22 protein-coding genes and 5 pseudogenes are annotated in these 18,681 nt (G+C 55.7%); all 27 read right to left on the bottom strand.

What is annotated here, in order from left to right:
• Nucleotides 1-83: 83 nt before the first annotated feature.
• Nucleotides 84-1,754 (bottom strand): ASKHA domain-containing protein, encoded by a 1,671-nt coding sequence (locus JCM15764_RS18905; protein ID WP_054698425.1) that lies wholly within the window; start codon nt 1,752-1,754, stop codon nt 84-86.
• A complete protein-coding gene (locus tag JCM15764_RS18900; RefSeq protein WP_279384570.1) occupies nt 1,748-2,449 on the bottom strand; it encodes a uroporphyrinogen decarboxylase family protein in 702 nt (233 codons plus the stop codon). The genes JCM15764_RS18905 and JCM15764_RS18900 overlap by 7 nt, the downstream gene beginning before the upstream one ends.
• Nucleotides 2,450-2,511: 62 nt before the next feature.
• Nucleotides 2,512-2,775: pseudogene (locus JCM15764_RS30355) on the bottom strand (uroporphyrinogen decarboxylase family protein); the annotation flags it as partial.
• Between the two features lie 133 nt (nt 2,776-2,908).
• Nucleotides 2,909-3,948, bottom strand: a pseudogene (locus JCM15764_RS18895) (uroporphyrinogen decarboxylase family protein).
• Between the two features lie 14 nt (nt 3,949-3,962).
• On the bottom strand, nt 3,963-4,628 hold the full coding sequence (locus JCM15764_RS18890) for a corrinoid protein (protein ID WP_054698424.1): 666 nt from the start codon (nt 4,626-4,628) through the stop codon (nt 3,963-3,965).
• 23 nt (nt 4,629-4,651) lie between these two features.
• Nucleotides 4,652-5,995 carry a nitrogenase component 1 gene (locus JCM15764_RS18885; RefSeq protein ID WP_054698422.1) on the bottom strand — a complete coding sequence of 448 codons (1,344 nt, stop codon included), beginning with the start codon at nt 5,993-5,995 and terminating at the stop codon, nt 4,652-4,654.
• Complete coding sequence (locus JCM15764_RS27310) at nt 5,988-6,617, bottom strand: nitrogenase component 1 (RefSeq protein WP_279384565.1); 630 nt, start codon at nt 6,615-6,617, stop codon at nt 5,988-5,990. The genes JCM15764_RS18885 and JCM15764_RS27310 overlap by 8 nt, the downstream gene beginning before the upstream one ends.
• The gene (locus JCM15764_RS27305) at nt 6,509-7,336 is read right to left on the bottom strand and encodes a nitrogenase component 1 (protein WP_279384564.1); all 828 of its coding nucleotides are present in this window, start codon (nt 7,334-7,336) and stop codon (nt 6,509-6,511) included. The genes JCM15764_RS27310 and JCM15764_RS27305 overlap by 109 nt, the downstream gene beginning before the upstream one ends.
• A gap of 210 nt (nt 7,337-7,546) precedes the next feature.
• Entirely contained in the window at nt 7,547-8,482 is a 936-nt protein-coding gene (locus tag JCM15764_RS18875; protein ID WP_054698420.1) for a hypothetical protein, read from the bottom strand.
• Nucleotides 8,479-8,616 carry a hypothetical protein gene (locus JCM15764_RS25230; RefSeq protein WP_243689430.1) on the bottom strand — a complete coding sequence of 46 codons (138 nt, stop codon included), beginning with the start codon at nt 8,614-8,616 and terminating at the stop codon, nt 8,479-8,481. Before JCM15764_RS25230 ends, JCM15764_RS18875 begins: the two co-directional genes overlap by 4 nt.
• Nucleotides 8,613-8,894, bottom strand: coding sequence for a hypothetical protein (locus JCM15764_RS25225; RefSeq protein WP_243689429.1), 282 nt, complete (start codon nt 8,892-8,894; stop codon nt 8,613-8,615). The genes JCM15764_RS25230 and JCM15764_RS25225 overlap by 4 nt, the downstream gene beginning before the upstream one ends.
• 12 nt (nt 8,895-8,906) lie before the next feature.
• Nucleotides 8,907-9,056, bottom strand: coding sequence for a hypothetical protein (locus JCM15764_RS25220; protein ID WP_243689428.1), 150 nt, complete (start codon nt 9,054-9,056; stop codon nt 8,907-8,909).
• Between the two features lie 59 nt (nt 9,057-9,115).
• Nucleotides 9,116-9,256 (bottom strand): annotated as a pseudogene (locus tag JCM15764_RS28885) (ABC transporter permease subunit); the annotation flags it as partial.
• On the bottom strand, nt 9,256-9,660 hold the full coding sequence (locus JCM15764_RS25210; RefSeq protein WP_243689426.1) for an ABC transporter permease family protein: 405 nt from the start codon (nt 9,658-9,660) through the stop codon (nt 9,256-9,258). The gene JCM15764_RS25210 and the pseudogene JCM15764_RS28885, both read right to left, overlap by 1 nt.
• 30 nt (nt 9,661-9,690) lie before the next feature.
• Nucleotides 9,691-10,731: an ABC transporter substrate-binding protein gene (locus tag JCM15764_RS18865; protein ID WP_054698418.1), complete on the bottom strand. Its 1,041-nt coding sequence runs from the start codon at nt 10,729-10,731 to the stop codon at nt 9,691-9,693.
• Nucleotides 10,732-10,819: 88 nt separating this feature from the next.
• Nucleotides 10,820-11,722 carry an ABC transporter permease gene (locus tag JCM15764_RS18860; RefSeq protein WP_054698449.1) on the bottom strand — a complete coding sequence of 301 codons (903 nt, stop codon included), beginning with the start codon at nt 11,720-11,722 and terminating at the stop codon, nt 10,820-10,822.
• A 194-nt stretch (nt 11,723-11,916) separates the two neighbouring features.
• Nucleotides 11,917-12,828, bottom strand: a complete 912-nt coding sequence (locus JCM15764_RS18855; protein ID WP_054698415.1) for an ABC transporter substrate-binding protein — start codon at nt 12,826-12,828, stop codon at nt 11,917-11,919.
• 175 nt (nt 12,829-13,003) lie between these two features.
• On the bottom strand, nt 13,004-13,282 hold the full coding sequence (locus JCM15764_RS18850) for a hypothetical protein (RefSeq protein WP_054698413.1): 279 nt from the start codon (nt 13,280-13,282) through the stop codon (nt 13,004-13,006).
• 157 nt (nt 13,283-13,439) lie between these two features.
• Nucleotides 13,440-14,030 carry an ABC transporter substrate-binding protein gene (locus tag JCM15764_RS18845; protein ID WP_054698411.1) on the bottom strand — a complete coding sequence of 197 codons (591 nt, stop codon included), beginning with the start codon at nt 14,028-14,030 and terminating at the stop codon, nt 13,440-13,442.
• The gene (locus JCM15764_RS18840) at nt 14,027-14,842 is read right to left on the bottom strand and encodes a substrate-binding domain-containing protein (protein ID WP_054698409.1); all 816 of its coding nucleotides are present in this window, start codon (nt 14,840-14,842) and stop codon (nt 14,027-14,029) included. Before JCM15764_RS18840 ends, JCM15764_RS18845 begins: the two co-directional genes overlap by 4 nt.
• 2 nt (nt 14,843-14,844) lie before the next feature.
• A complete protein-coding gene (locus JCM15764_RS30350; protein WP_243689425.1) occupies nt 14,845-15,195 on the bottom strand; it encodes a hypothetical protein in 351 nt (116 codons plus the stop codon).
• Nucleotides 15,188-15,661 (bottom strand): ATP-binding cassette domain-containing protein, encoded by a 474-nt coding sequence (locus JCM15764_RS30345; protein ID WP_243689424.1) that lies wholly within the window; start codon nt 15,659-15,661, stop codon nt 15,188-15,190. Before JCM15764_RS30345 ends, JCM15764_RS30350 begins: the two co-directional genes overlap by 8 nt.
• 247 nt (nt 15,662-15,908) lie before the next feature.
• A pseudogene (gene cysK / locus JCM15764_RS18830) lies at nt 15,909-16,837 on the bottom strand (cysteine synthase A).
• Nucleotides 16,838-16,886: 49 nt separating this feature from the next.
• A complete protein-coding gene (locus JCM15764_RS28875; protein ID WP_369412379.1) occupies nt 16,887-17,054 on the bottom strand; it encodes a hypothetical protein in 168 nt (55 codons plus the stop codon).
• 77 nt (nt 17,055-17,131) lie between these two features.
• A pseudogene (locus JCM15764_RS30680) lies at nt 17,132-17,239 on the bottom strand (NifB/NifX family molybdenum-iron cluster-binding protein); the annotation flags it as partial.
• A gap of 307 nt (nt 17,240-17,546) precedes the next feature.
• The gene (locus JCM15764_RS18825; RefSeq protein ID WP_439645340.1) at nt 17,547-18,353 is read right to left on the bottom strand and encodes a type I glyceraldehyde-3-phosphate dehydrogenase; all 807 of its coding nucleotides are present in this window, start codon (nt 18,351-18,353) and stop codon (nt 17,547-17,549) included.
• A 32-nt stretch (nt 18,354-18,385) separates the two neighbouring features.
• On the bottom strand, nt 18,386-18,577 hold the full coding sequence (locus tag JCM15764_RS30340) for a glyceraldehyde 3-phosphate dehydrogenase NAD-binding domain-containing protein (protein ID WP_439645339.1): 192 nt from the start codon (nt 18,575-18,577) through the stop codon (nt 18,386-18,388).
• Nucleotides 18,578-18,681: the final 104 nt, after the last annotated feature.

Here is an 18,681-nt window from a genome sequence, read left to right as displayed (position 1 = left end):
GCAATACTTTTGGATACATGTCGGGCAAACTGGACCTGGCTTTTTCCTGCAGCAGTGAGGGCTCAGAATCAGGCACTCCCTTCTCAAAAGGAGAGGCAATTTATGAAAATGCGGTCGAAATCGGGACAGTTGGCAAGTTCCACCACATGAACCGCTGCTACCAGTTGCTGCATCTCCATGCGACTGTCACGATTAAGAAGAAAGGCTTCGCCGCCGCTTTTGGCGGTGTTGCCTACGAACTCGATGCGACCTGCTGTTTCGGGAGGTAAAAGCCCAATGGTGACAAGGCTTTCGGCGGTAAGATGGAAACCGAAGGAACCTGCAATGAGGACCTTGTCCAGAACAGCAGCCGTTACCCCCGTATGGCGCAGCAGGAACTCCACCCCCGCCCGGATCGCTCCTTTGGCCAGCTGCACCTGGCGAATGTCCTTCTGGGACAGGTAAACCTTGTCGGTCAGGCTGAAGACCGGCTTGCCATCGACTTTCATTAGTCGCGCTGCAAGTGGGGAAAGCAGATTGGGCTCATCAGGCGAAACAAACTTGCCATTTTTGGTGATGATGCCGTGGGCCACCAGTTCGGCGACGATATCCATGAGACCGCTGCCGCAGATGCCCACAGCCGGAGCATTGCCGATAGTCTTGAGTCTGATATTGCCGTCTTTGAGGATGACAAAGCGTTCGATGGCTCCCTCACCCGCCCTCATGCCGAAGGTGATGTTCATTCCCTCAAAGGCCGGCCCCGCGGCGGTAGAAGTGGCCCAGAGCTTGCCGTTATGGACAATGGCCATCTCGCCGTTGGTACCGATGTCGACAAACAGAACCGTCCCCTGCTCCTCGTGAAGCATCACCGCCTGCAGACCGGCGGTGATGTCGGCTCCCACGTAGGCTGAAATGATAGGGGGCAGGTAAACAAGACCGCTCTCGGCAATGGCAAGCCCGACTTCAGCGGCTGAAAGCCAGTGGCCGCCGGTTAATTCAGGGGTATATGGATACTGACCGAGGGAATGGGGGTTGATCCCCGCGGCAAGATGGAGCATGCAGGTATTGCCGCTGAAGACAACCTCGTAGAGCCGTTCCCCGCGCACCATGGCCTTGCCTGTAACCTCAATGATCAGCCGATTGATCTCGCCAATCACCCCTGACCGCATCTCCTGGAGACCCGTTTCGGCACTGGCGATCCTGATTCGGGAAAGCACATCCTGGGCATGACGGCTCTGGGGATTCAAGGCCGAGGCACTGGCCACCTCCACCCCGGTATTCAGGTTAACCAAAGCAACCACCAGGGTAGTTGTGCCGATATCTACCACCACGCCAAAACTTTCGGCGACGGTATCCCCCTCTTCCTGGGCGGCAACATCTCCCCCATGATAAACCAGCGTTACGTCCCTATCCGCCAAATATTCCTTGATGACATACGGCGCCAGGGCTACGGCCACGGCACGGCCATGGCTGGTTATTTTCAGATCCTTCTCCGCCAGTTCCGGAACGACCACAGCAATATCCCCGATCACCTCCGCCTCGCAAGAGAGAACCTGCCCGGCCCGCTCCTGTCGCCGGGAAAGGTGATGGCCCCCGCGCCGGACGATGTGCGGCAATGAGTCCGGATCCAGATAAACTGTACATTTGCCGCAGACCACGGCCCCGTTACATGGGGATTCGATAAGGACACCGGCCAGCCGCGCCGCTTCCAGGATGGTGGTCCCTTTTTCAACGGTGATGGAGCGATCGGCTGGAAGAAAACGAACATTTACCATCTCAGGCGGGCTCCTTCACAACCGAGGTCATGGCCCGGATATTTGAAATCGGTGACGCGGTGCTCAGACCGCAGGCGGGTGAAATGATATCGATGCCTTCGCGCACCAGCCCTTCCGTATGGCGAGCCACCTTGTCCGTCTCCCAGTTCCAGAAGAAAAGTGCTGACATTGCCCATGGTAGTCAGCTGCGGATATTCTTCTTTCAGAAGGCGCAGGTTGACGAAAGCGTCGGTACTGATGGCATCGGCACGGAGGAGTGGAATGGAGGGCTTGACCGCTTTCATCTCGCCGCAGATATGCACCAGGACCGGCACTCCCGTGGCATGGATACCGTCAATCACCTTGTTGAGATAGGTCACGGCGTAGTCGGAAAACATCTTCGGTCCCAGAATCTCACCGGTGGCTGTCGGGTCGCCGATGCAGATGGCAGTGGCGCCGCTCTCCACCAAAACCCCGGCAAAAGCGACAAGAAAGTCACTCACATAATCCAGCACCCTGTTGGCCCCCTCGCGCTCCTTGCGAAGTTCCTTGAGAAACTGCATGGGATCCACAATGGACGCCGCAGTGCTGATGGGACCGGTGACGCTGCCGATAACCGGCACGTCGGGATGGGTCTTCGCCAGCCGCTCCGCTGCCCCGGCCAGCGTACCGATCCGTCCGCTGCCGAGCATGCGGTGGATATCCCGGTATACCACATCCCTGACCGAAGGGAAGGGTTCCCGAGCGATCTTCGGTTCGCAGGCAAGGTCCCGAAGTCGATGTCGCTGCCGAGCACCTCCGCCTCCACGGTCATACAAAAAGGGATGCCCAGGTTTTCGAAACCGGTATCCGTGTGGACATCGGTGGCGATGGCGGCCATCAAATCGCTGTTGAAGTGTCCATCAGGTAGCGTATGCCCGCTTCTGTTCATGACATCGACGATGGCAGCGTTCATCATACCCCCGGTGCAGATTACCGGGGGCCGGTCGACCTTTTTTTTCTTTACGGTGTCCAGCAGCCGTTGTTTGGGACTTAGACTCATATGTTCCTCAAAATTTCTCAAATAAGCGTTCCCTCTCCCCTCAGTGGGAGAGGGCCAGGGAGAGGGGTGGGTTTGGTTCGTACTGGGCAAGAATTCGCCCTCCCCCCTGCCCCCTCCCATAAAGGAGGGGGTGCTATAGTTCCGTTGCGGATACTGGCCACCCCACTTCGCGCACCGTCTCCATCATCGCGTGGATATTGGCAAACGGTGTCTCGGTGGGGAGGCTGCAGCCCGAGGCAACAATGAGGCCTTTAGGATTATCGTGGGCTTCACGGATGCATGACAGGGTAGCCCGGCGCACATCTGCCGGTGTCCCCTGGAGCATCACCGCCGAAGGATGAACGTTGCCCATCAGCCGCACACGTTCTCCCACTGCCTGTTTCGCTTCGGTGAGGCTGGCATCGTTGTCGATGCTGAGGCAGTCAGCGCCTGCCTCCACCATGGATTCCCAGATCTTCGCCGTTTTACCGCAGATATGGAGGGTGGCGCCCTTTCCTTTGCCGTGGATGAAGTCCATAAGCCGTTTCAGATATGGCAGTGAAAATTCCCTGAACTGACGGGGACTGATGACCGTTGACGATGACATGGCATCGGTCAGACTTGGCGTAGCGCCTGCGTCGATAATGGCGGCGGCATAGCGCAGACAGGTTTCAAGGGATACCTCGCAAAGCCGGTGTACCTTATCCGGTTCCTTGAGCATCAGCCTCGCCAGGGTCTCAGCCCCCACCAGAAACGAAGCATTGGTAAATGGGCAGGTAACCGCCCCGGTTACCGCCACTTCTGTCCCTACCCGGTCCACGGCAATTCCGATCGCCTCCAGGTGGTGCGGGAGATTTCCGTCCCGATAAGGGTCCGCCGGCTGCAAACGGTCCAAATGAGCAAGGTCATTGATGGCGGGAGCTTCAAGATAGGCAGTTTCATCCTCAGGATAATGCACCTTCGCCCCCATGGCTTCTGCTGGGTGTAAAGATCGGTGAAGATGCGAATGATGTCGTAGCCGAACAGCTGGTAAGCGGCAATCTGCGCCTGGGCGATCAGCGGCCCATTGCCGCGGAATTGGCCGACCTTTACCCCGATCACCCTGGCAGCCGTATTTCCCACAATGGGAACACATGGCAACCGGTCGATGGCTTCCCCCTTGCCGTAAGCAGAAAGACGCTCCAGTGGTTTCATCTTATCCCCACCCATCAGGCTGCCGCCACATCAGGAAGGGTCAGCCTTCTGGCCAGACGGACGGCATCGGCAGCATTAATTGCATAGCCGTCGGCGCCGATGCGGTCGGCGAATCCTTGGGAGATGGGGCCGCCGCCGACGATCACCTTGAATTGATCCCGCAGCCCCTGGTCGTTCAGCTGTCGCACCACCTCCCCCATCCCGTCCATGGTGGTGGTCATCAGGGTGGAAAGGGCAATGATGTCCGCTTTGATCTCTTTGGCTGTATCGACAAAACGTGCCGGCGGGATATCCCTTCCTAAGTCGGTCACGTCGAAGCCGGATGTCTCCAACATGATCTTTACCAGGTTCTTGCCGATGTCATGGGTATCCCCCTGAATGACGCCGATAACCACCCGCCGCTTTTCCGCCACTGCATCCTGCCTGATATGGGGCTTGAGCACATCCATGCCGGCATACATGGCATCGGAACACATGAGCAGTTCCGGAATGAAGTATTCCTCTTCGTCAAAGAGCTGTCCAGCCCGCTCCATACCGGCAGAGAGCCCCTTTTCGATGGCTTCGTAGGCATCAAGCTCTGCCGCCACCACCGCATTGGCTGTGGTTACGGCCTGATCCTCGTCCATATCCACGACCGCATCGGCCAATTGCTTGAATAAGGCTTCTTTATCAGCTGACATATAATTTTCTCCTCTTATCATTTTCACCTGTTGGCAACCACAGCAGAAAACAAGTCCTCAGCCAGCCGCAAGCCCCCGCGAAAGCCGGTGTATCCACGATCCAGCACCGCCCGGTTTGCCACCGGGAACGATACCGAAAGGTGCGGTGCTCCCAGTTGCAGCGCCAGCTCCCGCTCCAGAGAACTTCCCACGACGAATGCCGGACTGAAGGCGTTGTAATATTTCTCTCCCTTGGAACGCGGCCAGTGGCGATTAAAGTGTCCCAGCACCTCACTTGCATCGGTCTCGAAAACGAGATTCGTCCGGTAACCGGAGGTAAAACCTTCCACCCGGGCTGAAATAGCTTCCCTCTCATCATCTTTCAACTGGTCGGTACAGACGGTAAGTTCGGGCAGCCAGCCCAGGTCTTCGGCAAGGAAACGGCTCAGGGGCACGGCATAGTTGCCGTCACCCACCACTACCGCATAGCGCTGCAGGTCCAGATCGTTATAGCAATCGGTGAGCGGCTCCAGGATCTGGTAATAATGCTTCTTCTCCCTTGCAATGACACCATCCACCTGATCTGCCGCAAGCCCCAGTTCATTGCCCACCACCCGGAGAAACTCCTCCGATGCCGATGGCCCGATGGGCAGCGGCAAAGTCAGGTAAGGAGTACCGTGCCGCTCCTGAAACTGCCGGGCAGCCTCATGGCCGTATATATCGGAGACAACGACATTGAGTTCCGCTTCGCCGGCCATGCGGATGTTGTCCAGGGTATCGGCAGGGGTGAAAAAGGTATTGACCTGAAGCCCCAAAAGTTCCAGCAACCGGCGGGCTCCTTCCAGGTTGCCGCGCCAGAAGGGGTCCATGTAGGGAACGATCCCCCACAGGTTGACCTTCCCCTTCACCTTGGCCAAGCCTCTAGTAAGGAAATCCTTCACCAAAGCCTGCAGCACCAGGTCGTATCCCCAATAGGAGTTGCCGCGGAAACCGCCGGTGATGGCGCCGATAATCGGGGCACCCTCTTCACGGAAATCATTAACGACGGCAAAGATGTCGTCACCGATCATCTCCGGCACACAGCCGGTCAGGACCACGTACAGGCCACCATCCATGACTTTCAGGGTGCTGGCAATCTGTTCCCGCAGGCGATCCTCGCCACCGAAGACGACCTCATTCTCCTGCATATTGGAACTGGGAACAGTCAGAGAGCCGCAGTATCCCCCCACTTGAAGGCCGCTGCCGCCGTTCTGGGTCCAGGCGAAATTGCCGGCGCAGCCCGATGCGGAATGGAGAATCGGGATAGCCCCAGGCAGGGCGGTTACGGTGCCGGTCGCCCCCCCCAAAGAACACATGTAACGTGCCCGTTCGACGAAATGCTCACTCATTGACAGCCCTCCCGCTGGTATTCAGATAGGAAAACGGCTCGGCCCCATACCAGTTCTCCGTATAGGGGAGCCTGATATTTTGGGACAGGTTCCGGTTGTAAGACGGATTCTTCAGCTGGCGATGCAGCCTGCGGGCGACCTCGTAAACACCCCGGTAACCGATGTAAGAAAGACCGGTATTGTAGATGACATGGGTGGGGATGCCCAGCTTGGCAGCGGTCATGTTGCCGTTGGCATGTCCCAGGAACAGGTCCGGTTTCAGCCGCTTGAGCAGGTTTGCCTCCTCGAAGGGCTGGACGTTGGCAATGTCCACCACATAGTCGCTTTTGGACTCACCGGCCAATTTTTCGTATTCCACATTGGCGAAGTCATCATGGTGGAAGGAGCGGATTCCCACCACTTCCAGCCCTATTTCCTGTAATAGCCGGGAAGTGGCCAGGGCACGGAACTCACCGGCGCTGACAAAAACCTTCTTCCCTTCGAACAGGGGGCGGAATTCCCGCAATGCTTCTTTCAGTTCCGCCTCTTCGGCGGCAATGAGCCGTTCCACCGGCTCTTCAGCGCCGAAAACCGCGGCAATGTCCCGCAGCCAGAGGCTTGTGTTATCAATGCCGATGGGCATGTGCCTGATGATGGACGCACATTGAAGCGCTCCTGCAGATAGCCGAGGAAGTAATCGTCATGGGTCGGGCAGGTGCTGATGGACAGGGCCGCCCGTGTTGCCTTGATGAAGGAATCAGGATGGGAGAAAACGGGAAAGACATTGGTCTCCAGGCCGATGGAATTGAGAAGCCGCTCCAGTTCCTGTTCGTCGACCCTTCCCATGGAAGAGACATTCATCAGGTTGACGGTACGGGCAAGACGCTGCTGCTCCAGGAACACGGCAAGTTCGTCTTCCGGTGCAGGGTCATGTATTCCCCGCTCCTCCAACAGATTGCGGCCGATGGTGTGGTAAACGGCGTCATAGGCGGTAGCCCAGATCTTGGTCTTGAAGCCTTCGCAGTGAACCGGCAGCAGTCTGGCATTGACCTGGGGCTGGATCTTCAGCGCCACGCCATCGATGTCATCACCGATGATGCCGGGCACGCAGCCCGCTACAATGGCAATAGTCGACGGACGATAACGCCGGTCCGCCTCGATGATAGCCTGTTCCAGCTTCGGCTCGCCGCCGCTGATGACGTCGGTCTCATCCAGGGCCGTGGAAAGCCAGATGCCGTCTTTCGCCTTACCCTGGCGAATATTGCTCCCCACCCGCACGTTGGCGTTTTGGGAGTGGGTACAGGAACCGCATCCCAGGGCGCTATGCAGGAGCACCACGTTGTCCGGCAGGGTATTGAGCATGGCTAGGGCCGGCAGCAGCAGGCAGATTGAGCCTGGGTGAAGCCCCGCTCGCCGTCGTCGATCAGGCAGCTCTTGCCGCCAGCCTTTCTGGCCAGGTTGCAGATGGTGTCCTCGTGGGCAATGACTGCTTCAGTCGATCCTCACGCTTGGGCGGGACCTTGTTGTCCAAGTAACTCATGGGCGTTTCCTTTCTGGTATCGAATTATGCAATTACAGAGTTTTCCTGATCTTGGCCGGAATGCCACGGGAGCAAGGAATCCAGGTGGAGCAGTGGCCGCAGGAGCCATAGTTCCAGTCCTTGAGATACTCCTTGTTACCATGGGTCTCGCATCTTCCCGGTATTTTTCTGGCATCGGTGATGGCCCCGGTCGGGCAGCGGTTGATGCAGGCCCGGCAGCTGCCGTCAAAAGCATAGAGACAGTAGCCATACACTTCCGTGTAGTGGCGTTCCGTGGGTTTGAGATTAAGGGTGGTGACCACGCTGCAGAGGCGGCCAAAAGCGCCCTTTTCGCTGATGAAGTTCTGATGCAGGCCGAAGGTGCCAAGTCCCGCAGCAAGGGCGGCATGGCGCTCAGACCAGAACGGCAGCCAGCCGTCAGAGTCATAGCGGGGATCGATGTTGGGAGCGACGGCGCTTGCCCCATGGCTTTCGGCAAAGCGGACCAAGGCCCTGCGCACCACATTGAGGAACTTGGAACCGTTCCATTTGCCCGATGAAAATTCCACCGCCGAATAACGCTGGCTCCGGCTGTAGTTCTCCGAGATATGCCCGGTAAACGGCAGGAAGACGCTGATGACCGAGCGGGCGCCCGGCAGCCATTCCTCGGGGAACCGGTGACAGGGGCCAACCACCTCAGGGTCCTGGAACCGCTCGAAAAGCGGATCGGTGGCTGAGGCTACACCAATGAGCGGCTCGTCCCAGATAGGGGGATTGTCCCCCTCCGGCAAGGCATTGCGGAAATCCCTCTTCACCAGGTCCGTTACAAAGTTGGCGATCTCATCCAGGGCAACATCGGGACTGATACCCCCATCACCAATATTGGCCGTTAGAGGGTCGGGAAGGAAAAATCGCGGGTTAACTCCTTCCGGCGCCTGGCGTCTATTGACTTGGCCGGGATTAGGGCATGATGAACCTTTGATGATCAAGGGATTGTCGAATGGCTTTCTGAAGCCGGGGGGCGACCCTTGGTAAAGTCGTAAGCGACCCAGATGTAAAGCCGCTCATAATGCTGTACCAGCAGTTCCTCGGCAAGCTCTGACGGTGACTGTCCCCCTTTCATCCGGGTGGTTCCTTCCTTGGGAAAGATCTCCCCCTCGATGAAGTAGTAAACCTCCTGGCGAATGGGAGCGGAGGCATTACGCAGGGTCGCCGTCCGGTCAGATTGCTTACCGCCAGCATTTTGCGAGGATCAGGCCTGTATCCCCGGTAGTTCACCTGGAGGATGTAATCGGTCAGGCATTCAAGAACCGACTGCCGGTTCAGGATGTTGGGATATGGCTCCCCCCATTTGGGAATCTCGTTGACAAACAGTGAATTGTGATCGCCTTGCGGTAGCATCGTATCAGGTTCCTATCTTTTGCCGGTCCAATGGAGAAGGCGCCTCTGGAGCAGGTCGAACAGTTCCATGATCAGCACGATGACCAATGACATGAAGAGCATGCCGGCCAACACCTTCGGGTAATCGGAAAAATCGGCGTAATATTGGATAAAGTGTCCCATCCCGCTTTGGCGCCGAACATTTCTGCCACGGTCAACAGGATAAAGCTGAAAACCAACGCCATGCCGGCGCCGCTGAAAATCATCGGCAGGGCACCGGGGAAGATGACTTTGCGCATCAGCCGGAAACCGCCCAACCCAAGAGCGCTGGCGTTATCAAGATAGCGTTCCTCCAATAGCGTAACTCCGTGGATGGTCCCCATCAGGATCGGCCAGAAGGCGCCGGCAAAGATGATGAAGCAGAAGAAAGCCAGAAAGTTGGCAGAATCGCTATGGCATAAGGAATCAGCATGGTCGGGGGGATCGGGCTGACGCCCCGGAAGATCGGCATCAGAATCGTCCTGAGCCTTCCGCAAAAACCTACCAGCAAGCCGCCACCGATGCCGAGCACCAGGGCCAGGGCATAACTGGGAAGGAGTAGCCCGAAGGAGTTCACCAGTCCCTGCAGAAGCTTGGGAAAAGACCGCTTCAGTTCCGGCAGGATTTTAATCAATCCGGGAAAGAGGACCGGCTCAAGCCAGCCGGTCAGGTCGGTGGCTATTTCGAAAAGCGCCATCAGCAGCACCAGCAGAGCGATTGATCCACCATATTTTTTAATGATCGTCATCCCGTTCACTCCCCAATTCCCTATCAATTTCTACAGGTTCTGCCTGGCAAAGGTCTTTTTTGCATTCTTGAAGTATTTATCCTTGGGGTTGCGACGCAAAAGCTCATTCAAGGCGTCGCGGTATAGCTCAACATTGATGTAGCGATTGACATCCAGGTCGGTCTGCAGGTAGTCGATGGACTTCATGTCCTCCCACATCTGCTTGACACCTTTTTTGTCGGGGTCGGCTTGAACATGCTGGTGCGGTTCCAGGGTAAATTCCTTCGCCATTTTTTCATCCATGCCCAGGAACTTCTTATTCTCCTCCACTGCCAATCGTGGGTTTGTGGCCTTCAGTTTTTCCGCCTGGAGAACCGCCCGCAAGAAAGCACGATAGGCTTCGGGGTATTCCTTGACCGCCTTTCCTTTGGCCACGATCCGGCAGCAGGGGTGGTTTGGGAAGTAATCATTGCTCCAGCCCACTATGGCCACACCGGACTCCCTGGCCTTGACCAACACTGAAGAAGCGCCGATACCGGCGTCCACCTTGCCCGACTTTACCGCCTCAAGAACGGCAGATGGATTCTTCAGCTCGATAATCTTCACATCTTTATTGGGATCCAGACCGGCTCGTTTGAGGGCGCCACGCCAGACTATGTCGGCAGTATAAATACGGGGAGTGGCCACGGTCTTACCCTTGAAATCTTTGATGGACTTGAATTGACCTGCCTTGGCCGGCAAAGCGAGAACCGGATGACCGCCCGAAAGGTGGCCGCCGATAATGGTAAAGTCGGAACCTTTGGAAATGAAGGTCAGCGGACCTGCGGTGCCAAAGGAAATCCCCACATCCACTTTGCCGCTGTTAAGGGCATTGAGCCCGTCCGCGGAGCTGGCGAACTGGACCAGTTCCACTTCAACCCCTTCTTTTTCGAACAACTTCTGATCCTTGGCGATGAAGGTCAGAACGCTGCCGCCGCCAGGGGCGTAGCCGACCTTGAGTGTCGGCCTGTTTGCAGCAATGGCCGGAGCTGCCAGCAAGACGGCAATAACCGGAATAAAAGCCGTATGTATAAGATTCTTGAAATTTTGCATTGAAAACCTCCATTTCTTTGGGTGGCTGTGTCGATGGAAAACCATGGCCGCCGTCACTGGAATATGTGAGAACCCGAGATGTGGGAAACTAGTTTCTCCAGCGCAACAGCCGCCGCTCCAGCCGCTCCGTTCCCCAGGTAATGCCTGTCACCACCAGGCTGATGAAGATGATGCCGACAATGACCCGCTGGTAATCGGCGAAATCGGCAAAGTTCTTCACATACCAGCCGATGCCGGAATTGGCGCCGATCAACTCGGCGGCAGTCAGAAGGACCAGCGAGAATACGAGCCCCAAAGTTGCCCCGGTGCATATGGAAGGCATGGCGCCGGGCAGGATTACCCGGAACAGCAGCGTCGTCTCCCGCAGATTGAGCACCCGGGCCGAATCGATCAGCCCCTTGGGGATATTGAACACGCCATTAACCGTGTTGATGAAGATCGGCCAGAAGGCGCCGATGAAGATGACGAAGATGGATGCGGCGCGAAAGCTGGGCAACAGGGCAATGGCATAGGGTATGTAGACGATGGGGGGGATCGGCCCCAGCACCTTGGTGAAGGGATTGACCGCCCGAAAGAGTCTACCGCGCCAGCCGATAAGTAGCCCCAGGGGAACTCCGGTAATCAGTGCCAGCAGGTAACCGCTGACCAGAAGGATCAGGGAGTTGACCAGTCCCTTCAACATATCCGGCAGTTCGGCCACAAAGAGTTCCAGCACCGGCTCAGGTTGTGGGAAGAGCATCTTGTCCAGCAGCGCCGACTTGCCGGTGACCAAAAACCAGAGTAAAAGGAACAGGTAGATTATGGATGCAACATCTCCGGCACTGCTCCCCCCTTTTTCATCACCGTCGAAGGTAACACGCACCAGGTAAATCAGCTCTACGGCAAGTGTTACAACCAGAAGGTGGTCGGGAATGCCCTTATCTGCTGCTAAAAACAGCGTTCCGACCAGGACGATGAACAGCAGATTGGCTATTGTGACAAATCGTTTCATGGCTTCCCCCTCCCCTTCCTTGTCATACCCCAAAGGGCATGAGGAAAGAGAGCTTGATCAATGTTGCTTGATGTGCAGGTTGGCATCGCCCGCCCGGAATTCCTTGTTCAGGTTCTTCCAGAGTTTTTCTTTCGGCTCCCTCTTCACTAAAGCAGCCAGCGCACCGGCATAGATATTCGTATTGACACGATTATCTATTTTTCCGTGGAGGTTATGTAGTCGGCTTGTTTCATGAAGTCCCAGAACTGGACGACCGACTTTTTGTGGGGATCGGGGCTTACCAGCAGGTGGCCGCCATAGATGTCCTTGTACAGGTCAGCCTTGTCGATCTGCACGTACTTGGCTGCGACGTTGACAGTTTCGTCCTTGTTGCTCTGGTAGAAGCGGTAGGCCTTGAGCAGAGCCACCAGGAATTTCTCGAAATCGGCCTGGCGCGCCTTCAGTGTCGAAGTCACTGCCACCTGTCGGCAGCAGGTATGGGACTTGATGACGTCCCCGGAGTATTTGACCACCACCAGGCCCTGCTTTTCGGCCATTGTGTAGTAAGGAATCCAGGTCAGTCCTGCGTCCACCGCTCCCTTCTTTACCGCCTCCTGCACCGCCGCCGGCGAGTCGAATTCCTTGATGGTCAGGTCCTTCTTCCAGTCCAACCCTGCCTCATGCAGGGCAGCGCGGAAGACCACATCGCCGGTGGCCAGCCTGACGGCAGCTATGGTAGCCCCTTTATAGTTTTTCAGATTCTTGAATCGCTCGGCCTTTTCCGGCTTGGCGATCAGGGCGTGCCCCTCCCCCATCTGCCCGCCGAAGATGGTGAAGTCGGCACCCTTGGCAATAAAGGCCAGGGGCGCCGAGGTGCCGAAGGAACCGGCATCCAGCTTGCCGCTCTTGATGGCGGTAAGCCCCTCGCCGGAATTGGTGAAGCGGAACAGCTCCACATCAAGCCCCTCCTGCTGGAAGAACCCCTTTTCCTTGGCGACAAAATAGAGCAGGTGCCCGGAGGTGGGCAGATAGCCCACTTTCAGTTTCTTCAGCGGTGCAGCCTGGCTGACTGCGGCTCCTAAGGCAAGCAGGGCAATGGTAAGAACTATGGACACTATCTTTTTCATATTGGCTCTCTTTCTGCTGTCACTCAGCTATGTGAATATGAGGTTCTACCATCCGGGGGTGGAATTTGCGCCAGGTCGGCGTCGCCCGGAGAAGTCCCGCGGAGGCGTAGCTCACGCTACGCCGCACAAGGAGACGACGAGGACGGCGTCGAGATGGCGTGAAGGCCGCCCCCGCCTAATTGTTTCTTTTATAAAAGGCCAACATCTGCTGATAGATCTTGTCCTTGGGAGACTTCCTGATCACCCCGTCAAGGGCCTGCTTGTAGATGGTGGTGTTGATATGCTTATCCAAGGGATAGTCCTGGGCGATATAGCCCGCATCGCGGATATGCTGCCAGAAGTCCAGGATGCCCTTGCGCAGAGGGTCGGGATTGGAATCAGCCACCTTTTTCACATAGGTCTCGTTGCGGATGATGTCTTCGTCGATTTTCAGGGCCCTGGCGTAGATCTTCACCGTCTCGTCGGGATTGGTCTTGTAAAAACGATAGGCGCGAATCAGGCGGCCAGGAACTTCCGATAGGTCTCCGGATCGGCATTCACCTGCTTGGTGTGGGCGACGATGCGGCAGCAGGTGTAATCCGGATAGAAATCCTCGATGTAATGTGCGACCTTCAGCCCGTAGTTCTTCTCGGCCAGGGAAAAATGGGGGGATAAACGAGACCGGCATCAACGGCGCCCTTTTTCACTGCCTCTACCACCGAAGCGACGGTACCCAACTCGACAAAGGTGATATCCTTTTTATAATCGATACCTGCTTTCTTCAGGGCTCCCTTGAAGATCACGTCGCCGGTGGAAAGCTTTACCAGGCCTATCTTCTTTCCCTTGTAAGCCTTGAGATTCTTGCCGGACAGCTCAGCCAGGCGCTCCGGGCGGGTGATAATGGCCTGGCCACCGATCATCATGCCGCCGATGAAGGTAAACTCGCTCCCCTTGCTGATGAAAAGAATGGGCGCCGTGGTACCAAAGGTTCCCACATCCAGCTTTTCCGCCTTGAGGGCAGCCAGCCCTTCCGCGGCGCTGCCGAATTGGAAGAGCTCCACATCCACTCCTTCTTCCTTGAAATATCCCTTTTCCTTGGCCACAAAATACAGCCCATGGGCAGGTTCGGGAATATAGCCCACCCGTAGCTTAGGCAGACCGGCACCAATTGCATTTCCGGCACACATTGCCAGCAACAGCGTAAACAGAACAATACGTTTCATAATAAACCCTCCTTAGTGGCAGTTTTATTCTTGGACTTGGTTGGGCAACAGTCGGGAACGCAAACCGCCCGGCTACTGAGTCGCAACAGCAATGGATCTTTCCGGCCATCCTTATCAAGCAGTTCATCCAGAGCGTCGCAGTAGATTTCCTCGTTTACCTGCCCTGCCAAAAAGTCGCGCCGCATCCCTTCCCGCTGCAGGCCAAGGAAGCGCCAGAGCTGCTCAAGACGCCAGTAGTCGGGGTTAGGGTCGAAATGGATGGTTGCTTCACCGGCAGACAAAGAGAATTTCTTTTCCACCTTTCCCCATGCGGAGACCGGATCGTTCTGAAGTTTCCGGTAGGCTTCAATCAAGGCAGTGACGAGCCGTACCTGCAGATCCTTGCCCAGGATGCCTGAGTGATCGGCCACAACCAGCACCACTCCTTTTCCAGTCTGTTCCTTTGCAGCTATTTCATCCAGATCGGCAATCAGATCGGCGGTTTGCACCGTTCCCCCACCGCCGAAGATCCTGATATGTGTTCCTGCTGCTATTCGCTTCAATGTGGCGTCGATGGCAAAGACGCCGGCATCGATCTTCCCTCCAACCAGATCGGTTAACCCTTTCCCGGAGTCCCGGTACTTCACCAGTATTGCCCGCACCCCCTGGTCTTCGAATAATCTGTCGACCGACGCAAGAAGCAGGAGTCCGCTGCCTGGATGCTCCAGATAGCCGATGCGGACGGTCTTTCCCGATGCGGCAAAAGCATTGGAGGAAATCGCAAAAATCCCAGTCAATACCAGCACCCAGACGTATCGGCGAAGGGCCGGCATATCTATATTCCTTCCCCGGCGGTCCGCACCGTTCGACCTTCATCCAACTCGTCCAGGACATCAGCATGAAGTTCGAGGATCAGGCGATCGCGCAGAGCGAGAAAGGCAGGATTGCTATACAATTCATGGCGCTGTCGCGGCCGGGGAATATCCACATTGAAAACACCTCTCACCGAACCGGGATTCAGCCCCATGACCACGACCCTGCTGGCCAGGAGTATGGCTTCCTCCACATCATGGGTGACGAAAAAGACGGTTTTGCGTTCGGCAGTGTTCTGCTGCCACAGTTGAAGCAGCAAGTCCTGCAGCTTGGCGCGGGTGATGGCATCCAGGGCGCCGAAAGGCTCATCCATGAGCAAAACCGGGGGAATTGATGGCAAAAGCCCGGGCAATGGCCGCCCTTTGCCGCATTCCTCCCGACAGGGCACCCGGCAGCTTGTGGAAAACATCGTTGAGTCCAACCATTTCCAGGTAAGCCTGGGCCGTCTGACGATGCTTTGTCCGGGATTTTCCTGGAAAAGCCTGCTCCAGCGCCAGCACCACATTTTGTCCGGCTGTCATCCAGGGAAAAAGGCTGTAATCCTGAAAGACCACCCCACGGTCCAGTCCCGGTCCATTGATCGGCTTTCCATCAAGGGTCAGGGTACCGGTGGTTGGCCGGGCAAGACCGGCAAGCAGGCGAAGGAGAGTGCTTTTGCCACATCCTGAAGGCCCCAGCAAACAGATGAACTCACCAGCTGCCGCAGTAAAATTGATATCCTCAAGAACAGTTTGTTCCCCATAGGCATATGAAATATTAGTCAGGGTGATTTCGTGCATTTTGAACCACGTCCTTTTTGGTTGATTCGCAGCAGAATTGGCCAGAATTGGGTAAAAAAAGAGGTCAAGGAAACGAAGCGCTTCAAGCGCCCCATCCTTGACCTCCAGTATTTCTGGTCAGTCAATCTTCGGTAGTTCTGTGAAAAAATAATAAGCCACTTAAATGGTGTACTTATTTTTTTACTTTGTTCTGCCTACATTGTCAACAATTTAATTCTATAAATCTATCGTTTTAATAGAATGATACTTACACTTCCTGAAAAAGCGCCGTCGACAGATACCGCTCACCGGTGTCAGGCAGGATCACCACAATTCGCTTTCCCTTATTCTCGGGTCTTCTGGCAATCTGCAGAGCAGCAAAAGCTGCGGCGCCTCCGGAAATCCCGACCAGTACCCCCTCTTCCCGTGCAATTCGGCGGGCAGTTTCAAAAGCCTCTTCGTTTTTAACTTTATAAATTTCATCTATGATCCCGGTATTTAGTACGCCTGGAACAAAGCCGGCTCCGATGCCCTGGATCTTGTGGGGTCCAGGTACGCCGCCGGACAGGACCGGCGAATCGAAGGGTTCAACTGCTACGACTTTGAAGTCAGAGTTGCGTCCCTTGATGATTTCGCCGATGCCGGTGATGGTGCCGCCGGTGCCTACGCCGCCAACCAGTATATCCACTTTGCCGTCCGTATCCGCCCATATTTCTTCAGCTGTAGTGGCACGATGAATGGCGGGATTGGCGGCATTTTTGAACTGTTGGGGAACGAATGAATTGGGTGTGGCGGCAGCCAGTTCCTCGGCTTTTTCAATGGCGCCTTTCATCCCCTTGGCTCCGGGGGTTAGGACCAGTTCAGCACCGTATGCTTGAGCAGGTTCCGCCGTTCAACGCTCATGGTGTCGGGCATGGTCAGGATAAGCCGGTACCCTTTTGCCGCTGCAACGAAGGCCAGGGCAATGCCGGTATTGCCGCTGGTCGGCTCGATAATGACCGTGTCCTTGGTGATGAGCCCTTTCTCCTCGGCATCCTTGATCATGGAAAAGCCGATCCGGTCCTTAACGCTTCCTCCGGGGTTGAATGACTCCAGTTTGGCCACCACTTCAGCAGCAGCTCCTTCGGCAAGGCGACTGAGTCGCAAAAGTGGTGTTCTGCCGATCAGCTCCGTCAGGTTACTCGCAATGCGTGCCATAATGATTGATCTCCTTTTATATTGATTGCCGACTCTGCTTGAGTCGAATTTATCCGATTTTATTGCGGACCCGGAACAGCTTTGAATCACGAACCGTTGCCAGGGCATCTTCAATTGAACCGCTCAGGGCAAAGGGCAGGATATTGCGATACAGCAGGGTATCCATGGCTCCGGGACCGATCTGGTTGATGATGACTCCCTGGCAGTCCCTGAGCAGGGTAGCGGTTTGCTCCAGCAGGGTGTCGCTGTGACAGTGTCCATTGCAGGGAGCAGATTGGGGCGCTCCTCCACATGCTGCCAGATCTCCTCCACCAGACGATAAATTGTGAAATTTTTCGCTCTGCCGAAATGTTCGTTTACTGTTGCGCCATTACTGCTGGCAACAGCCACCCTTATCTCCATTTTGCCCCCTGCATTGCCAGATATGATTAGCTCGCCATTGAATCCATATTCTTGGTTCCATGGTGAGCTGCAGTGGAAATAATCGTAGCTAACCAAAGCTGACAAGTCAAGAATTTTTTCTATTTAGTAGATTTATTTTGTAGACTAATAGATACTCTCGGATCAGGCAAAAAAAAACCCACTCTCCGGGCCCATGGCACGAAGAAAAGGAATAAGCAGATATATACTTTTTCCGTTTATGAAAGGCGCTAAGGATGGGCTGCTTTAGGCGCGGGCATCAGAATTATGGAGGAGTCTCAATTGATGGTCAGGATGGGCATGAACTGCCGACCAGCCTGATCAGGTCGAGTAATCGGCTTGAATAACCGCTCTCATTATCGTACCAGGCCAGGATCTTGATCAGATTCCCTTCAATAACGCTGGTGCAGGGTGCGTCAAAAACAGCCGAATATCTGCTCCCCTGGAAATCGGTTGAAACCAGCGATTCATTGGATATGGCGAGAATATTTTTCAGTTGCCCCTTGGCTGCCTTGGCAAATGCAGCGTTGATCATCGCTGTATCGGCCGTACTTTCCAGCTCTGCCACCAGATCGATGTTGGCAACAGCCGCGGTCGGCACACGGATGGCCATGCCGTCGATCCTGCCGGCAAGTTCCGGCATGACCTGTGTTACAGCCTGAATGGCCGTTGTTGTGGTGGGGATAATGGACTGGGCGCCCCCCCTGCCCCGGCGCAGGTCGGAATGGGGGGCGTCATGGAGCGGTTGATTATTGGTGTAGGGATGAACAGTGGTCATCAGCGCTTTTTTGATGCCGAAAGATTCATGAAGGACTTTGAGGAGTGGCGCCAGACAGTTGGTGGTACATGAGGCATTGGAAATGACCACGTGACGATCGGGGTCAAAAAGACGATCATTAACCCCCATCACCAGCATAAGATCGGCGTCGACGGACGGTGCAGAAATTACAACCCTGCCGCGCCGGCCCCCAGGTGTAATGCGGCTGCAGCCCGTGAGGTGAAACGACCGGTCGCCTCGATTACCACATCCACCTTCTCCTCGAACCAGGCAGATCCGCCGGAGAGCTTTGGTGCAACAGCCGGATTGAACTTCCACCAAGGGTCATAACGTCGCCCCGCAGCTTGATACTACCGGGATAAACGCCATGTAGAATCGTACCTGAGCTGGTGTATGATCATGGTCGAATCGGCAAGATCGTTGATGGCGACGATCTGAATGTGGGGTTGCCCCAGGGCCTGGCGCAAGACAGTGCGACCGATGCGACCGAAACCGTTAATGGCGACGCGCACCGGGCGCTGATTATTCTTTATTTTATCCATAAATGATAGAACTCGGTTTTTTAAGTCTATCAACTTTATAGGCTTTCATCTTTTTCTTGTCAATTTTATATTTGCACTTTCAGTCTCCCTAGGAGTCTGTCGGA

The sequence above is a fragment of the Geotalea toluenoxydans JCM 15764 genome, from assembly GCF_001311985.1.
GTDB lineage: Bacteria > Desulfobacterota > Desulfuromonadia > Geobacterales > Geobacteraceae > Geotalea > Geotalea toluenoxydans.
The sequence above is the reverse complement of the archived record's forward strand: the minus strand, read 5'-3'. Positions and strand labels throughout refer to the sequence as shown.

Bases quoted from the DNA above. Each gene is read 5' to 3' on its own strand.
- JCM15764_RS18905 (WP_054698425.1), bottom strand. From the start codon at position 1,754: ATGGTAAATGTTCGTTTTCTTCCAGCCGATCGCTCCATCACCGTTGAA.
- JCM15764_RS18890 (WP_054698424.1), bottom strand. From the start codon at position 4,628: ATGTCAGCTGATAAAGAAGCCTTATTCAAGCAATTGGCCGATGCGGTC.
- JCM15764_RS18885 (WP_054698422.1), bottom strand. From the start codon at position 5,995: ATGAGTGAGCATTTCGTCGAACGGGCACGTTACATGTGTTCTTTGGGG.
- JCM15764_RS27310 (WP_279384565.1), bottom strand. From the start codon at position 6,617: ATGCCCATCGGCATTGATAACACAAGCCTCTGGCTGCGGGACATTGCC.
- JCM15764_RS27305 (WP_279384564.1), bottom strand. From the start codon at position 7,336: ATGCTCAATACCCTGCCGGACAACGTGGTGCTCCTGCATAGCGCCCTG.
- JCM15764_RS25230 (WP_243689430.1), bottom strand. From the start codon at position 8,616: ATGAAAGGGGGACAGTCACCGTCAGAGCTTGCCGAGGAACTGCTGGTA.
- JCM15764_RS25225 (WP_243689429.1), bottom strand. From the start codon at position 8,894: ATGCTACCGCAAGGCGATCACAATTCACTGTTTGTCAACGAGATTCCC.
- JCM15764_RS25220 (WP_243689428.1), bottom strand. From the start codon at position 9,056: ATGGGACACTTTATCCAATATTACGCCGATTTTTCCGATTACCCGAAG.
- JCM15764_RS25210 (WP_243689426.1), bottom strand. From the start codon at position 9,660: ATGACGATCATTAAAAAATATGGTGGATCAATCGCTCTGCTGGTGCTG.
- JCM15764_RS18865 (WP_054698418.1), bottom strand. From the start codon at position 10,731: ATGCAAAATTTCAAGAATCTTATACATACGGCTTTTATTCCGGTTATT.
- JCM15764_RS18860 (WP_054698449.1), bottom strand. From the start codon at position 11,722: ATGAAACGATTTGTCACAATAGCCAATCTGCTGTTCATCGTCCTGGTC.
- JCM15764_RS18855 (WP_054698415.1), bottom strand. From the start codon at position 12,828: ATGAAAAAGATAGTGTCCATAGTTCTTACCATTGCCCTGCTTGCCTTA.
- JCM15764_RS18845 (WP_054698411.1), bottom strand. From the start codon at position 14,030: ATGAAACGTATTGTTCTGTTTACGCTGTTGCTGGCAATGTGTGCCGGA.
- JCM15764_RS18840 (WP_054698409.1), bottom strand. From the start codon at position 14,842: ATGCCGGCCCTTCGCCGATACGTCTGGGTGCTGGTATTGACTGGGATT.
- JCM15764_RS30350 (WP_243689425.1), bottom strand. From the start codon at position 15,195: ATGGATGAGCCTTTCGGCGCCCTGGATGCCATCACCCGCGCCAAGCTG.
- JCM15764_RS30345 (WP_243689424.1), bottom strand. From the start codon at position 15,661: ATGCACGAAATCACCCTGACTAATATTTCATATGCCTATGGGGAACAA.
- JCM15764_RS30340 (WP_439645339.1), bottom strand. From the start codon at position 18,577: ATGGATAAAATAAAGAATAATCAGCGCCCGGTGCGCGTCGCCATTAAC.